Source organism: Microbacterium sp. MAH-37, from assembly GCF_009758255.1.
Lineage (GTDB): Bacteria > Actinomycetota > Actinomycetes > Actinomycetales > Microbacteriaceae > Microbacterium.
In genome coordinates this window covers 350,763-367,145 of record NZ_WSEN01000009.1, presented here as the reverse complement: position 1 = coordinate 367,145, position 16,383 = coordinate 350,763, and the positions used below count along the sequence as shown (strand labels likewise).

Annotated in this window: 11 protein-coding genes; 8 read left to right on the top strand and 3 right to left on the bottom strand. The window is 69.6% G+C overall.

Going from position 1 to position 16,383, the window contains the following annotated elements; all coding sequences use genetic code 11:
- The first annotated feature begins 72 nt into the window (after positions 1 to 72).
- The 3 genes from GON06_RS13960 to GON06_RS13950 all read left to right on the top strand — a co-directional run bounded on the left by GON06_RS13960 (position 73) and on the right by GON06_RS13950 (position 1,901).
- Positions 73 to 555 carry an FHA domain-containing protein gene (locus tag GON06_RS13960; protein WP_332837561.1) on the top strand — a complete coding sequence of 161 codons (483 nt, stop codon included), beginning with the start codon at positions 73 to 75 and terminating at the stop codon, positions 553 to 555.
- Positions 555 to 1,235 (top strand): transcriptional regulator FtsR, encoded by a 681-nt coding sequence (gene ftsR / locus GON06_RS13955; RefSeq protein ID WP_157312847.1) that lies wholly within the window; start codon positions 555 to 557, stop codon positions 1,233 to 1,235. The genes GON06_RS13960 and ftsR overlap by 1 nt, the downstream gene beginning before the upstream one ends.
- A gap of 120 nt (positions 1,236 to 1,355) precedes the next feature.
- Positions 1,356 to 1,901 (top strand): MerR family transcriptional regulator, encoded by a 546-nt coding sequence (locus GON06_RS13950; RefSeq protein WP_116243114.1) that lies wholly within the window; start codon positions 1,356 to 1,358, stop codon positions 1,899 to 1,901.
- A gap of 70 nt (positions 1,902 to 1,971) precedes the next feature.
- Here GON06_RS13950 and GON06_RS13945 read toward each other — a convergent pair whose 3' ends face one another.
- On the bottom strand, positions 1,972 to 2,784 hold the full coding sequence (locus GON06_RS13945; RefSeq protein ID WP_116243039.1) for a ParA family protein: 813 nt from the start codon (positions 2,782 to 2,784) through the stop codon (positions 1,972 to 1,974).
- Between the two features lie 144 nt (positions 2,785 to 2,928).
- On the opposite strand from GON06_RS13945, the gene GON06_RS13940 reads away from it, so the two are divergent.
- The 3 genes from GON06_RS13940 to GON06_RS13930 are packed head-to-tail and all read left to right on the top strand — an operon-like array spanning position 2,929 to position 9,246.
- The gene (locus GON06_RS13940) at positions 2,929 to 6,336 is read left to right on the top strand and encodes a pyruvate carboxylase (protein WP_157312845.1); all 3,408 of its coding nucleotides are present in this window, start codon (positions 2,929 to 2,931) and stop codon (positions 6,334 to 6,336) included.
- Between the two features lie 43 nt (positions 6,337 to 6,379).
- Complete coding sequence (locus GON06_RS19105) at positions 6,380 to 8,758, top strand: nucleotide-binding protein (protein ID WP_332837560.1); 2,379 nt, start codon at positions 6,380 to 6,382, stop codon at positions 8,756 to 8,758.
- Positions 8,755 to 9,246 (top strand): peptide deformylase, encoded by a 492-nt coding sequence (locus GON06_RS13930; RefSeq protein WP_157312844.1) that lies wholly within the window; start codon positions 8,755 to 8,757, stop codon positions 9,244 to 9,246. Before GON06_RS19105 ends, GON06_RS13930 begins: the two co-directional genes overlap by 4 nt.
- 57 nt (positions 9,247 to 9,303) lie before the next feature.
- On the opposite strand, the gene GON06_RS13925 is transcribed toward GON06_RS13930, so the two are convergent.
- Positions 9,304 to 11,130 carry an AMP-dependent synthetase/ligase gene (locus GON06_RS13925; protein WP_332837559.1) on the bottom strand — a complete coding sequence of 609 codons (1,827 nt, stop codon included), beginning with the start codon at positions 11,128 to 11,130 and terminating at the stop codon, positions 9,304 to 9,306.
- Between the two features lie 138 nt (positions 11,131 to 11,268).
- Here GON06_RS13925 and GON06_RS13920 point away from each other — a divergent pair, with 138 nt between their 5' ends.
- The gene (locus tag GON06_RS13920) at positions 11,269 to 11,958 is read left to right on the top strand and encodes a lysophospholipid acyltransferase family protein (RefSeq protein ID WP_116243035.1); all 690 of its coding nucleotides are present in this window, start codon (positions 11,269 to 11,271) and stop codon (positions 11,956 to 11,958) included.
- Positions 11,959 to 12,011: 53 nt separating this feature from the next.
- Positions 12,012 to 13,379, top strand: coding sequence for a class II 3-deoxy-7-phosphoheptulonate synthase (locus GON06_RS13915; protein ID WP_157312843.1), 1,368 nt, complete (start codon positions 12,012 to 12,014; stop codon positions 13,377 to 13,379).
- 64 nt (positions 13,380 to 13,443) lie between these two features.
- On the opposite strand, the gene pknB is transcribed toward GON06_RS13915, so the two are convergent.
- Positions 13,444 to 15,381, bottom strand: coding sequence for a Stk1 family PASTA domain-containing Ser/Thr kinase (pknB, locus tag GON06_RS13910; RefSeq protein ID WP_332837557.1), 1,938 nt, complete (start codon positions 15,379 to 15,381; stop codon positions 13,444 to 13,446).
- Between the last annotated feature and the right edge of the window lie 1,002 nt (positions 15,382 to 16,383).

Sequence of the window (16,383 nt, the reverse complement as noted above, 5' to 3'; positions counted from 1 at the left end):
TGCGCCCCGTGCGCCCATCCCCTCCCGATGCAGTGCTCGGATCCGTTAGTCTGGAGAGAAGGAGGGCCACCCGTGACTGACCGCCAGAGCCGATACGGCGACGACGCTATCCACCGCAGCGGAGAGCAGCGCCACGACGTGACGCAGACTTTCGGACACGACTCCGATCTGTCGTTCGTCCCATTCGGAGCCGAACTGACCGAAGCCGAACAGACGGCGATCTCCGCGCTGCCCTCGGGGTCGGCGCTGCTGCTGGTGCGCTCAGGCGCCCTGGCCGGTGCCCGATACCTCCTGGACGCCGATGTCACGACGGTCGGCCGCCACCCCGAAGCGGACATCTTCTTCGACGATGTGACCGTGTCGCGTCGTCATGCAGAGATCACCCGCACCGGCACGTCGTTCGAGATCATCGATCAGCGCTCGCTGAACGGCACCTACGTCAACGGCGAGCGAGCCGACCGCAGTCTTCTGCAGAACGGCTACGAGGTGCGCGTCGGCAAGTTCCGGCTGAACTTCTTCGCCTCTCCGGTCGACATCGCGGCTGCGAACGCCTGATGGCGGCATCGTCCCCGGCCCGTGAGCGCGCAGCGCCCGCGGGCCTGCTGAGCATCGGCCAGGTGCTGTCGCGGCTGACCCCGGACTTCCCGGAGATCACCGCCAGCAAGCTGCGCTTCCTCGAGGGACGAGGGATCGTCACACCGTCGCGCACCGACTCCGGCTACCGGAAGTTCTCGGCAGCGGACGTCGAGCGCCTGCGCACGGCGCTCACCCTGCAGCGCGACCACTACATGCCGCTCGATGTGATCCGCGAGCAGCTGGACGAGGCCGTCGAGGGACAGCCGGTCTCGCCGCCGCCCTCGATCACACCTCCCGCCCGCCGGTACCGGCGCGAGGAGCTGCTGCAGGCCGCCGGCGCCGCCCCGCAGCTGCTGAACGACGCCGTCAGCACCGGGCTGATCGCGGCCGCCGACACGTACAGCGATCAGACCGTGTCGCTGCTGCGCAGCCTGGTCGCCCTCGACCGCCACGGCATCGAGCCGCGTCATCTTCGGTCGCTGCGCCAGGGTGCCGAGCGGGAGGTGGCGCTGATCGAATCCGCGCTGCAGACGATGCTGCGCCGCACGGATGCCGCGTCCCGCGGCCGCGCCGGAGAGCTGGCTCCTGAGCTCGCCGCGCGCATCGACGAGGTGCGCAGCATCCTGGTGTCCGCGGCTCTCTCGCGGATGCTCTCATAACGAACAGGTTGCGACACACCTCCGGCGCACACCGGATGTCGTTGCCCGACCACCACCCCTGCTCTACCGTGGAGATAGCTGCTCCGGGGGGAGCGGCACCGGTCTTGAGGAGGACACATGATGAATGCGGATGAGCTCTCCGGAGACCCGCGATTCGTGACCGAACTCCTCTTCACGGACGGTCTGCCCGCCATGGACGACGAGGTCGGCTACCGCGGTGCGGTCGCCGCTCGCGCGGCGGGCATCACCTACCGCCAGCTGGACTACTGGGCGCGCACCGAACTGGTCGTCCCCACCGTCCGCGGTGCGAGCGGATCCGGTTCGCAGCGCCTCTACGGCTTCCGCGACATCCTCGTGCTCAAGCTGGTCAAGCGACTGCTGGACACCGGCATCTCGCTGCAGCAGATCAGGATCGCCGTCGAGCAGCTCCGCGCCGCCGGCATCCGTGATCTGGCCGGCACCACGCTGATGAGCGACGGCGCATCCGTCTATCTGTGCACGTCGAACGACGAGGTCATCGACCTGGTCAGCCGCGGTCAGGGCGTGTTCGGCATCGCCGTCGGCAAGGTGCTCCGTGAGGTCGAGTCGACGCTCGTCGAGCTCGATCCCACTGCGCCTGACCCTGTCGACGAGCTCGCGCAGCGGCGCGCCAAGCGCACCGCCTGACGCGGACCGCCTGTACATACGAGAACGCCCGGCCGGAGCCGGGCGTTTCTTGGTATGTGCGAGAGGCGCGTCAGGCCTGAGCGCCGGTCTCCGGCACGGGCACCCGGCCGGCCCGGACGATGCGGTCCAGCAGCTGGTCGAAGTCGGCGGCGAGCTCCTGCGCGGAGTCACCGGGCCAGATGTGCAGCGGTTTCGCGGCACCCTGCGCCTGCTGCAGCGAGGTGCGCTCGGGCAGCTGGGGCGAGAGCACCAGCGGGCCGAACATGTCGCGCAGCTCCTTGATGCGGAACTGGTGCTCGATCGACTGCGGGCGGACGCGATTCACGACGATGCCGAGCGGCTGCAGGCGCGGGGAGAGTCCGCGGCGGATCTCCTCGATGGCGCGCAGCGCGCGATCGGCGGCGGCGACGGAGAACAGACCGGGCTCGGTGACGACCATGACGCGGTCGCTCGCCGCCCAGGCGGTGCGGGTGAGGGCGTTCAGCGAGGGCGCGCAGTCGATGAGGACGAGGTCGTACTCGCTCTCGACGGTGGCGAGGGCCTCCTCGAGCTTCCACACGTCGCGCACGCTGGGGTGCGGCCCGTCGAAGTTGATGGCGGACGGGCTGCCGATCAGCACGTCGATGGTGCCGGGATGCACCTTCGCCCACCCGCTGGTGGTGATGGCCTGACGGACCACCTTCTCCTTGGGGTTGGCGAGCACGTCGGCGATGTTCAGCCTGCCGGCGATCTGGATGTCCATTCCGGTGGAGACGTCCGACTGCGGGTCGAGGTCGACCACGAGGGTACGGATGCCACGGGCGAAGGCGGCGCTGGCGAGACCGAGGGTGACGGTCGTCTTGCCTACGCCTCCTTTGAGGGAGCTGACGCTGAGTACGTGCACATCCTCCAACTTACAGTGCCGACCCTGTGACTCTCCTTCACCCGGCTGCAACGCGGCGATTCCGGGCACTGCGCACGGGTTAGTCTGAGGGCACACTCAGCCCCGCTCCTGTGCGCCTCGGTGCGCACTGATCCAGAGGTGTGCATGTTCCAGAAGATCCTTGTGGCCAATCGCGGAGAGATCGCCATCCGTGCGTTCCGGGCGGCGTTCGAAGTGGGGGCGCGCACCGTCGCGGTGTTCCCCTACGAGGATCGCGGCTCGATGCACCGGCTTAAGGCCGATGAGGCGTACGAGATCGGCGAGCGCGGACATCCGGTGCGCGCCTACCTCGATGTGGACGAGATCGTCCGGGTCGCCGTGGAGTCCGGTGCCGACGCGATCTACCCCGGCTACGGCTTCCTCTCCGAGAATCCGGAGCTGGCCGAGAAGGCGGCCGCCGCCGGCATCGCGTTCATCGGCCCGCCGGCGCACGTGCTGGAGATGGCCGGGAACAAGGTCGAGGCCAAGCGACATGCGATCGACGCGGGGGTGCCGGTGCTCCGCTCGACCGAGGCATCAGACGACGTGGACGATCTCGTCGGCCAGTCGGACGGGATCGGATTCCCGCTGTTCGCGAAGGCCGTCGCCGGCGGCGGTGGGCGAGGGATGCGGCGGGTCGAGACGAAGGCCGAACTGGGCCCGGCCCTCGCCGAGGCGATGCGCGAGGCGCAGAGCGCCTTCGGCGATCCGCGGATGTTCCTGGAGCAGGCCGTCCTGCGCCCCCGGCACATCGAGGTGCAGGTGCTGGCGGATGCCACGGGTGAGACCGTGCACCTGTTCGAGCGGGACTGCTCCGTGCAGCGCAGGCACCAGAAGGTCGTCGAGATCGCGCCGGCGCCGAACCTGGACGATGCCGTCCGGCAGGAGCTGCACCGGCATGCCGTCGCGTTCGCGCGTTCGATCGGCTACGTGAACGCGGGCACCGTCGAGTTCCTGCTGGAGACGGCGGGGGAGCGCACCGGCGAGGTCGTCTTCATCGAGATGAACCCGCGCATCCAGGTGGAGCACACGGTCACCGAGGAGATCACCGACGTCGACCTCGTCCAGGCGCAGATCCGCATCGCGTCCGGCGCCACCCTGGCGGAGCTCGGACTCGAGCAGGGGGACGTCCGGCTGCGCGGTGCCGCGCTGCAGTGCCGGATCACCACGGAGGACCCCGCGCAGGGCTTCCGCCCTGACACCGGCAAGATCACCACCTACCGCTCTCCGGGCGGCGCAGGCATCCGCCTCGACGGCGGCACCGTGCATCAGGGCGCGCAGATCAGCCCGCACTTCGACTCGATGCTGTCGAAGCTCACCTGCCGTGGACGGGACTTCCCCGCCGCGGTGTCCCGGGCGCGTCGTGCCCTGGCCGAGTTCCGCATCCGCGGGGTGTCCACGAACATCCCGTTCCTGCAGGCGCTGCTCGACGATCCGGCCTTCGTCGCCGGCGACATCAGCACCGCGTTCATCGACGAGCGCCCGGAACTGCTGCAGGGCCGCGTGTCGAAGGATCGTGGATCGAAGATCCTGAACTGGCTGGTGGACGTCACCGTCAACCGGCCGAACGGCTCGCACCCCGGCACCGCCGACCCGAGCACCAAGCTGCCGGCGATCGACCTGAGCACCGAACCGCCGGCCGGAACGAGGCAGCGGCTGCTCGAACTCGGACCGGACGGCTTCGCCAGGGAACTGCGCGCGCAGACCGCCCTCGCCATCACCGACACCACCTTCCGCGATGCGCACCAGTCGCTCCTGGCGACGCGGGTGCGCACCCGCGACCTGGTCGCGGCCTCGCCGTATCTCGCCCGCCTGACGCCTGGGCTGCTCTCCGTCGAGGCCTGGGGCGGCGCGACCTACGACGTCGCCCTCCGCTTCCTCGGCGAGGACCCGTGGGAACGACTCGACAAGCTGCGCACGGCGCTGCCGAACGTGGCGATCCAGATGCTGCTGCGCGGCCGCAACACGGTCGGGTACACGCCGTACCCGACGGCGGTCACGGATGCGTTCGTGCAGGAGGCCGCGGCATCCGGAATCGACATCTTCCGCATCTTCGACGCGCTGAACGACGTCGCCCAGATGCGTCCGGCGATCGACGCCGTGCGTGCCACGGGGACCTCGGTCGCGGAGGTCGCACTCTGCTATACCGGCGACCTGCTGAACCCCGCAGAAGACCTGTACACCCTGGACTACTATCTGCGGCTGGCGGAGCAGATCGTCGAGGCCGGCGCGCATGTGCTGGCGATCAAGGACATGGCGGGCCTGCTGCGCCCTGCGGCGGCGGCGAAGCTGGTCACCGCACTGCGCGAGCGGTTCGACCTGCCGGTGCACCTGCACACGCACGACACGGCGGGCGGTCAGCTCGCGACGCTGCTCGCGGCATCGGCCGCCGGCGTGGACGCGGTGGATGCCGCATCCGCGCCGCTGTCCGGCACCACGAGTCAGCCGTCGCTGTCGGCACTGGTCGCCGCGCTCGCGCACACCGAGCGGGACAGCGGCATCGACCTGGCCGGCGTCTCGGATCTGGAGCCCTACTGGGAGGCGGTGCGAGGCCAGTACGCGCCGTTCGAATCTGGACTGCCAGGCCCCACCGGGCGCGTGTACCACCACGAGATCCCGGGCGGACAGCTCTCCAACCTGCGTCAGCAGGCGAAGGCGCTGGGTCTCGCCGAGGACTTCGAACTCATCGAGGACATGTACGCCGCCGCGGACGCGATCCTCGGACGGGTGCCGAAGGTCACGCCGTCGTCGAAGGTCGTCGGCGACCTCGCTCTGCACCTGGCAGCCGTCAAGGCTGACCCCGCCGATTTCGAGCAGAACCCGCAGAACTACGACGTGCCGGACTCCGTGGTCGGGTTCATGGCGGGCGAGCTGGGGGATCTGCCGGGTGGATGGCCCGAGCCGTTCCGCACCAAGGTGCTCGCCGGTCGCGCGGTGCGCCCGGCAGTCGGCGAGATCACGGCGGACGACGAGCGGGCGCTCGCGGGCGACAGCGCAGGGCGGCGTGCTCGGCTGAACGAACTGCTCTTCCCCGCACCGACCCGTGAGCTGGCGCGGATGCGTGAGCAGTACGGCGACCTCTCAGTGCTCGAGACCGGCGACTACCTGTACGGGCTGGTACCAGGGCAGGAGCATCTCATCGAGATCGATCGCGGCGTGCAGCTCTACGTCGGCCTGGAGGCCGTCGGCGAGGCTGACGAGCGCGGCATGCGCACCGTGATGACCACCCTGAACGGGCAGCTGCGGCCGGTGTCGGTGCGCGACCGGTCGGTCGTCGTCGATGCGCACGAGGCCGAGAAGGCCGACGCCTCACGACCCGGCCAGGTGGCCGCGCCGTTCTCCGGCGTCGTCACCCTTCAGGTCGCCGTGGGGGATGCGGTTCGCGCCGGCGATCCGGTCGCGTCGATCGAGGCGATGAAGATGGAGGCGGCCATCACTGCGACGGTCTCCGGCGTCGTGGAGCGCCTCGCGATCGGTCCGACGCAGCAGGTGGATGCGGGAGATCTTTTGGTCGTGGTCAGTCCAGGCCAGTAATCTTGGGCGGGCGACGTGCTCGCACAAGCTTTCAGGGAGAACCGTGACGCCGAAGAAGACCGACGACCAGGACGGCGACGACGACCTGGGCGTCCTCGACGACTCCGCATCACTCGACGACTCCGGGATCGGCTTTCTCGGGGCCACCGCGCAGGTGAGCGTCGTCATGCCGACCGGCGGCGACGAGGAGGACCTCGAGGACGACGATGAGGTGCTCGGCGACGAGATCGCCGTGGAGCCGATCGTCTCCGACCTGGTCATCGACCGGTCCGGCGTCGCCGACCAGGAGACGGTCGAGCGGCTGGATCGCGACACCACCGAGATCATCATCGAGCTGCCGGCTGAGACCGAGCCGCCGGTGATCGCCGACCTCGTCGAACCGGATCCCGAGGAGGCGCCGCACCTCGTCGTGGACGAGCCCGACGCCGTGACTGCGGAAGTGGTCATCGAGGACGTCGTGCCGTCGGAAGGCGGCGAAGCCGCTGGCGTTGAGGTGGATGACCCTGAGGACTCGGATGCCGGGACAGCCGCGGACGATGAGGACGCGGACGAACGACCCGACGAGGCCGAGCGTACCTCTCCGGTGGAGGACCGGCTCGATGAGGAATCCGACGAAGAAGACGACGCTCTCGACGCCGAGAACTCCCGCGACGACGCCCGCGACCTCGAGGAGGAGGATCTCGAGGACTTCGACGCTGACGACTCCGCCGACGCGGCGGGGAAGCACGACGTCGAGGACGTCGGGGCAGGCATCAAGCCGGAGCTGATGATCCGCCCCGAACCGGCCGACGTCACCGACGCTGCAGAGGGACCCGAAGGCGGGACTGAGCTTGTCGACGAGGTTGAGCCGGTCGATGAGGTCGAGCCGGCCGATGAGGCTGAACCGGCTGATGAGGCCGGGCCCGACGAGGCGTCGGCCGATGAGGCTGAGCCGGCCGATGCGTCCGCACCGACCGACGAGGTACCGGCAGGCGAAGCCGAGCCGGTTGTCGAGGACTCCGCCGTGGACGCGGATCCCGCCGACGAGGCTGAGCCCGCCGAGGAGCAGACCGTCACGGGTGGGCGCACCGCGCCCGAGTCGGTGGAGGAGCCGCCTTCCGAGGCCGGCGCCGAACTCGCGTCCGTGACCAGCACCGATCCGGTCGAGGCGAGCTCCGCCGAGGAGCAGGACATCGCCGAGAATCAGCCCGCCGACGAGGCCGCTGACCCGATCGACGAAGACGAAGCCCTGGACGCCGGGACGGCCGACGGGCAGGATCGTGAGGACGACGCGACCGCCGGCGCATCCGTCCCGGCAGCGGCGACCGGCGCGCTGACCGCTCCCGAGGAGGAGACGACCGTGGACACTGACGACCAGCGCGACCTCGCGCCCCGCCCTGCGGCCGCGCCGCCGCGCACTCGCGCGGAGGCGCACCGCACCGCCGAGATCGCCCTCGCCTCCAAGCGAATCGGAGACGCCTCCCGCGAGTCCTCGCGGGAGAGCGCCGACCTGCTGACGGCCGAGCGCCTGCTCGACCCGAGCCGCATGGTCAAGCCCGAGCCGGAGGGCACCTGGAGCCACCTCGTCTACACGGTGTCCGGTCGCCGCATCAACCTCGGCGACAGCAAGAAGGCGCGCGCACGCAAGGAGCTCTCCGGCCGCATCGCCGGCGCTCTGCAGGGCAACGCGCGTTTCGTTCCTGTGCTGTCCCGCAAGGGCGGCGTCGGCAAGACGACGGTCACGGCCCTGCTGGGCATGGCACTGGCGGATGCTCGTGACGACCGCGTGATCGCAGTCGACGCGAACCCCGACCGCGGTACGCTCGCCGACCGGATCATCGGCGAGACGACGCACTCCGTCCGTGACCTCGTGCGCGCCAAGGACGAGGTGCAGGGCTTCCACGACGTCTCGGCGCTCGTCGCCCGCGACCACACCCGGCTGGACGTGCTGGCGTCCGACAGCGACCCGCGGGTGGCTGAGGCGTTCAGCGACACCGACTACCGTGACGTCGCCGGGGTTGCGGCGCACTACTACTCGCTGGTGCTCACAGACACGGGCACGGGGATCGTGCACGACGTCATGGGGGCGACCCTCGACCTTGCCGATCAGATCGTGATCGTCTCCGGGCTGAGCGTCGATGAGGCGCGGCTCGCATCCGAGACACTGACCTGGCTGGAGACGAACGGCTACGCAGACAAGGCGCGCGACGCCATCGTGGTGCTGAACCAGTCCACGTCCGGTACACCGTTGGTGCGGCTGAACGAGCTGCAGGCGCACTTCTCCACGCGCGTCGGTCACGTCGTGCGCATCCCTTACGACGCGCAGATCGCCGGCGGCGGGGCGATCGTCTGGTCGAGCCTCGCACCGGAGACGCGCCTGGCCGCTCGCGAGCTCGCCGCGCAGCTCGTCGAGGGTCTGCGCACCCGGGTCCCGGTCCGATGAGTGTTCGCGAGATCCGGCTGTACGGCGACCCCGTGCTCCGCACCGTCTGCGCGCCAATCGAGACCATCGACGACGGCGTGCGCGCGCTCGTCGACGATCTCGTCGACACCGTGGAGCTGCCCGGCCGCGCGGGCGTCGCCGCGCCGCAGATCGGCGTCGCCGTGCGTGCGTTCAGCTACAACATCGACGGCGAAATCGGATACGTGCTCAACCCGGTCCTCACTGAAGTCCGTGGCGAGCCGCAGCCGACGGGGGAGGGCTGCCTGTCCGTGCCGGGGCTCTGGCACGACACGCCGAGGTACCCGTGGGCGCGCGTGGAGGGCATCGATCTCGACGGTGCGCCGGTCGTGCTCGAGGGCGAGGGCCTGCTGGCGCAGGCGTTGCAGCACGAGACGGACCACCTCGACGGCATGGTCTACCTCGGCCGCCTCGATCCCGAGACCCGCAAGGTCGCGATGCGCCAGGTGCGCGAGAGCACCTGGTTCTGACCCGCTGACATACGAAGAACGGCCCGCGCACTGCGCGGGCCGTTCTTCGTGCGGGCGTCAGCCCAGCGAGACGTTGGTGGTCTGCACCGGCTGCGTGTAGATCTGCTCGACGTCGCCGGCGAAGTCCTTCAGGATCACGTTGCGCTTGATCGACATCTTCGGCGTGAGATGGCCGCTGTCCTCGGTCCACTCCGTGGGCAGGATCGTGAACTTGCGGATCGACTCGGCGCGCGAGACCAGCGTGTTCGCGTGGTCGATGGCTCGCTGCACCTCCTCGCGGACGGCGTCGTTCTGCGCGGCATCCGCAAGGGACAGATCAGCGGGAAGGCCGTTGTTCGCGAGCCAGGTCGGCAGCATCTCGGTGTCGAGGGTGACCAGCGCGGCGATGAACGGCTTCTGATCGCCGACCACGACGACCTGTCCGACGATCGGATTGGCGCGGATCGGGTCCTCGAGCATGGCCGGGGCGACGTTCTTGCCGCCGGCGGTCACGATGATCTCCTTCTTGCGACCGGTGATCGTCAGGAACCCGTCCGAGTCGAACGAGCCCAGGTCGCCGGTGCGGAACCAGCCGTCGTCGAACGCGGCGGCGGTCGCCTCCGGGTTGTTCCAGTACTCCTTGAACACGCAGATGCCGCGCACCTCGATCTCGCCGTCCTCGGCGAGACGGATGCCGACGCCGGGTAGGACCGGCCCGACGGTGCCGATCTTGAAGCCGTCCTCACGGTTCACGGTCGCCGGTGCGGTGGTCTCGGTGAGACCGTAGCCCTCGAGGATCACCACGCCGAGGCTGCGGAAGAAGTGCCCGAGACGGTCGCCGAGCGGTGCCGAACCCGACACGGCGTAGACGACCTTGCCGCCCATGGCCGCGCGCAGCTTCGCGTAGACCAGCTTGTCGAACAGCGCGAACCGCATCCGCAGACCGAACGGGATCTTCTCGCCGCGCTCCTGCAGCCGCGAGTGCTCCACGGCCGCAGCGGCGGCGGCGCGGAAGATCTTGCCCTTGCCGCCGGCCTCGGCCTTCTGCTCGGCGGAGTTGTACACCTTCTCGAACACGCGCGGGACGGCCAGCAGCAGCGTGGGCTGGAACGATCCGAGCGAGGCGAGCAGCTGCTTCGTGTCTGGCTGGTGCCCGACACGCACACCGGCGTGGATGTAGAGCATCGACATGAACCGGGCGAACACATGTGCGAGCGTGATGAACAGCACCGTCGAGGCGCCGGGGGTGTTCACCACGTCCTTGAGCGATTCGGAGGCGTTGCGAGAGAGCTCGACGAAGTTGCTGTGCGTGAGCACGCAGCCCTTGGGGCGCCCGGTCGACCCGGACGTGTAGATCAGGGTCGCGATGTCGTCGCCGTTCGCGAGGGAGCGACGGCGCTCGATCTCCGCGTCCTCGACACCCGTGCCCTGTGCGGTGAGCGTGTCGATGGCGCCGAGGTGCAGCTGCCAGACCTCGCGGACGAGGGGGAGGTCGCCGCGGACCTCGTCGATGCGGGTGAAGTGGTCGGGCGACTCCGCGATCAGCGCGATGGCGCCGGAGTCCTCCATGATCCACTGGATCTGGGCGGGCGAGCTGGTCTCGTAGATCGGCACCATGACGGCCCCGGCGTAGAACAGCGCGAAGTCGACCAGCGTCCACTCGTAGGTGGTGCGGGCGATGAAGCCGACTTTCTCGCCGGGCTGGATGCCTGCAGCGACGAATCCCTTGGCGAGCGCGACGACGGCGGTGCGGAAGTCGGCGGCGGTGATGTCCCGCCAGCCCTCACCTTCCGGGACGGAGAACAGCGCGCGGTCGGGAGTGGCCTCCACGCGTTTCTCAAGCAGATCCGTGACGTTCGCCTGGGGGTCGGCGGGGACGATCGCGGGGACTTCGAACTGAACCACGGCAGCTCCTTCGATACCAGGCGGGCGGGTTTCTCCGAGTCTACGTCATGGGATTGAGTCGCGGTAAATACGGAACTCAGTCGCGTCTGCTTCCGGGCTCCCGTGCGCCGCCCCGGGCACGCACTAGACTGCGAGACGATGTTCTACTGGCTGATGAAGTACGTCGTGATCGGGCCGCTGGTCAAAGCGATCTTCCGACCCTGGATCGTGGGGCGCGACAACATCCCCACCTCCGGCGCCGCCATCCTGGCCAGCAACCATCTGTCCTTCGCGGACTCGATCTTCCTCCCACTCATGCTGGACCGCAGGATGTCGTTCCTGGCGAAGAGCGACTACTTCACCGGGCGCGGCATCAAGGGGTGGGCGACGAAGTTCTTCATGAGCGCGACCGGCCAGCTGCCGATCGACCGCTCCGGAGGAAAAGCCTCCGAGGCATCGCTGAACACCGGGCTGCAGGTACTGGGCGGGGGAGACCTGCTCGGAATCTACCCGGAGGGCACCCGCAGCCCCGACGGTCGGCTGTATCGCGGACGCACCGGCATCGCCCGCATGGCGCTCGAGGCGAAGGTGCCCGTCATCCCTGTGGTGATGATCGACACCGACACCGCGATGCCCATCGGCCGGCGGGTGCCGCGCGTGGTGCGCGTCGGGATGGTGATCGGCGAACCGCTGGACTTCTCCCGCTACGCGGGGATGGAGAACGACCGCTACATCCTGCGCTCCGTGACGGACGAGATCATGGTCGCGCTGCAGCGTCTCGGCGCCCAGCGCTACGACGACGTGTACGCGTCGTCCGTCAAGGATCGGATGCCGGCACCCGTCCGCTGACGGACGACGTCATCGACGTCCGAGGCGCCCGTCACCACGACTAGGCTGAGGGGATGCCACAGCCGCTGTCTGCCGCCCCCTTCGCCGCGTTCGACACCCGCGCCCTCGACGAGTGGCGTGACCTGCCGATCAAGCAGCAGCCGCAGTGGCCGGATGCGGGCCGCGTCGCCGAGGTCTCCGCGCAGATCGCGGCGCTTCCGCCGCTGGTGTTCGCGGGTGAGGTCGACAACCTGCGCGAGCGGCTCGCTCGCGCGGCATCCGGCCGGGCGTTCCTGCTGCAGGGCGGTGACTGCGCCGAGACGTTCGCCGGCGCGACGGCCGATCAGATCCGCAACCGCATCAAGACGGTGCTGCAGATGGCCGTGGTGCTCACCTACGGCGCCTCCATGCCGGTCGTGAAGATGGGCCGCATGGCGGGCCAGTTCGCCAAGCCGCGCTCCAGCGACACCGAGACCCGCGGTGACGTCACGCTGCCGGCATACCGCGGCGACATCGTGAACGGCTACGACTTCACCGAGGGGTCCCGCACCGCGGACCCGTCGCGCCTGCTGCAGGGCTACCACATGGCGGCATCCACGCTGAACCTCATCCGCGCGTTCACGCAGGGCGGTTTCGCAGACCTGCGCGAGGTGCACTCCTGGAACACCGGCTTCGCGAAGAACCCGGCGAACCAGCGCTACGAGCGCATGGCCTCGGAGATCGATCGCGCCATCAAGTTCATGGAGGCGGCCGGCGCCGACTTCGACGAGCTCAAGCGCGTGGAGTTCTTCACCGGCCACGAGGGGCTGCTGATGGACTACGAGCGGCCGATGACGCGTATCGATTCGCGCACCGACACGCCCTACAACACCTCGGCGCACTTCCTCTGGATCGGGGAGCGCACCCGCGACCTCGACGGTGCACACGTCGACTACTTCTCGAAGATCCGCAACCCCATCGGTGTGAAGCTGGGCCCGACCACGTCGCCCGAGACGGCGCTGGAGCTCATCGACAAGCTCGACCCGAACCGCGAGCCGGGACGCCTGACGTTCATCACGCGGATGGGTGCGGGCAAGATCCGCGACGCGCTGCCTCCGCTGCTCGAGGCCGTGAAGGACTCCGGCGCGACTCCGCTCTGGGTCACCGACCCGATGCACGGCAACGGCATCACCACTCCGACCGGGTACAAGACGCGTCGCTTCGACGACGTCGTCGACGAGGTGCGCGGGTTCTTCGAGGCGCACCGCGCAGTGGGCACGTTCCCCGGGGGCATCCACGTCGAGCTCACCGGCGACGACGTCACGGAGTGCCTGGGCGGTTCGGAGCACATCGATGAGGCGGCACTGGCCACGCGCTACGAGTCGCTGTGCGACCCGCGCCTGAACCACATGCAGTCGCTGGAGCTGGCGTTCCTCGTGGCCGAGGAGCTCGAGAAGCGCTGAGACGACAAGGGGTTCGGTGGCGACACGCGCCGCCGAACCCCTTTGCTGTCCGCGTTCGAATGCGTCAGCTGACGGACGCCCCGACCCGCACCTCCGTGCCGCGGTCCACGGTCTTCCCCGCCTTGGGAGTGGTCTCGGTCGCCGTGAACAGTCCCCACAGCCCCTTCGGGACGGCGGTGGTCGGCTTCAGCCCGGCCTCGGTCAGCAGCTCCATGGCGTCGGCGAGGTTCTTGCCCTCGACCTCGGGCACCTCGACGGGCTGAGGACCCTTCGACACCGTCAGGGTGATGACGTCGCCCGGACGCCAGAGGCCGGGGCTGGTGCGCTCCGAATGCCGGATCACGCTGCCCTTCTTCACCTCGTCGCTCCACTCGCCGGGGTGGTCCCCGGAGACTTCCAGTCCCGCGTCGGTGAGGGTCTTGGTCGCCTTGTCCAGCGGCTGCCCGATGACGTCCGGCAGAGCGCCGAGCGAGACCTGTACGGTCGCCGCATCGCCCTCGTGCACCGTGCATCCGCCGGCGCAGCCGAACGGCTCGCCACCGCTGCGCGGAGTGATCCGCACGTTGATGACCTTGTCGCGGGCGGCCTCGGGAGTGAAGTACTCCTCGGCCTTGTCGTCGACGGTGAGCTTGGCGTTCGTCAGGGTCGTGCGCACGTCGGATTCGCTCTGCCCTCCGAGCGCAGGCAGATCATGCGAGGCGGGGCCGCTCGACACGATCACGCGCACCTTGGCGCCCTGTTCGAGACGCTCGCCCTTTCCGGGCTTGGTCTCGATCACGGTTCCCGCTTCGACGTCGATCGAGTTCTGGTCGCGCTGGATGGGTACGAAACCGTCCGCCGTCAGCGCGGCCGCCGCGGCCTCGTAGGTCATACCGGCGACCTGCGGCACCGCCACCAGCGATCCCGGGCCGGAGCCGAACCACCAGCCGACGCCGCCGGCGAGCACCGCCAGCAGCAGCACGAGAGTCATCAGGAAGGCCCCACGTGCCTTGCGGTGCGAGACGCGGCGTCGCAGCACCGTCGCATTGTCCAGCGGCGCGCTCGGCGACGAGATGGGCTCGGCGGCAACGGTCGGCCCGGTGAGGATGCGGGTCACCGACCCGGTGTCGGCGGCGCTGCCGCGCGGAGTGACCAGGCCCGCCGTCACCAGCGGCTTGATGTCGAGCTCGCGCTCGATGTCGCGCAGCCGGTCGAGCATCTCCTGCGCGTCGACCGGACGCTCGTCCGGCGACTTCTCAGTGGCCCACAGCACCAGCTCGTCGAGCTGCTCTGGTACGGCGGAGTTGCGCGCGCTCGGGCGCGGCACCTGCTCGGTGGCGTGCTGGAACGCGATCTGCATGGGCTGCTCGCCCTTGTACGGCTGCTCGCCGACGAGCATCTCGTAGAGCATGATGCCCAGAGCGTAGATGTCGCTCCGGGCGTCGGCCGTGCCACGGGTGACCAGCTCAGGGGCCAGGTACGCGATGGTGCCCAGCAGCTGGGCGCCGGTCGCCGTGTTCGCCGTGGTGGCGCGCGCCAGGCCGAAGTCGCCGATCTTGATCCGGCCGTCCTCGGCCAGCAGTACGTTCTCGGGCTTGACGTCGCGGTGCACGATTCCGGCGCGGTGCGCTGCGGCGAGTCCGGAGAGGACGGCATCCATGATCGTGATCGTCTGCGGGATGCTGAGCCGCTTCTGCTCCTTGAGCAGCTCGCGCAGCGTGATGCCCGGCAGGTACTCCATCACCAGGTAGGCGAGTTCGCCGTCCTGCCCCTGGTCGAAGACGTTCACCACATGCGGGTCGGCGAGGCGGGCGGCAGCCCGCGCCTCCTGGATGAAACGGCTCTGGAACGCCGAGTCGTCACTGAGGTGCGCGTGCATCACCTTCAGCGCGATGCGCCGCTCGAGGCGCAGATCCGTCGCGACGTAGACGGTGGCCATGCCGCCGCGCGCGATGCGTGCGCGCACCCGGTATCTGCCGTCGACAAGCCGCCCGATGAGAGGGTCGGCCTGCTGAGTGGTCACGAAGAAAGTCTAGGGAAGGCTGCCTGTATGACCCGGCAACGGCTCACCTCTGAGGCCGTCCTGTTACCCCAGGGCCGACAGCCACTGACGGGCCTGATGCTCCCACTGGCCGTAGCGGTGCGCGTAGTCCGAGATCTGCACCGTCTGCGCTGCTGCGCCGAAGCCCCGGCTCTGCCAGCCGCTGACGTCGAGCAGGCCGCGCGACTGCTTGCCGTTCGGATCCGAGGAGCCGCCGTAGAACACGCGGGTGCTGCGCTCGGCATTCAGGATCTGCGCCTCGGTGCCCCAGCCCTGGCTGGGGCGCTGCTGGAAGAGGCCGAGCGAGTCGCGGTCGCCGCCGTTGAGGTTGCGCAGCGAGGACTCGACCATGGCGGTCGCGAGGGCGATCTGGATCCCGCGATCCGGCACGCCGAGCTGCCGTCCGACGCGGATGATGAGCTGGGCGTTCGCGGTCTGCTCGGCGTCCAGCTTCGCGGAGCGCTGGGTGTTCGCCGGAAGGGTGAGCTTCAGCGTCTGCCCCGGGTAGATGATCGAGGAGGCGCCGAGATCGTTGGCCTCGAGGATCACGGCGACGGAGGTGCCGTACTTGTTCGCGATCGCATACAGGCTGTCACCGGCGGCGACGGTGTGCGTCTTGGCTGCGGCGGCCGGCGCAGGCGCGGGCGCGACGGAGGCTGCTGCGACGGGGGCGGCGGCGGAGACGATGAGCTTCTGCCCGGGGTAGATGACGGCGGAGGACCCGAGGCGATTCGCTGTCATGATCGCGGAGACCGTGGTGCCGTACTTGCGGGCGATGCGGTAGACGGTGTCACCGGCCGCGACGGTGTGCGTCGCGGCCGCTGCCCGTGCCGCGGCGGGGGCGGCAGGTGCGGCAGCGGCGGCCGCGGGAACGCTCCCCGACNCCGCGGCGGGGGCGGCAGGTGCGGCAGCGGCGGCCGCGGGAACGCTCCCCGACACGATGAGCTTCTGCCCGGGGTAGATGACGGCGGAGGACCCGAGGCG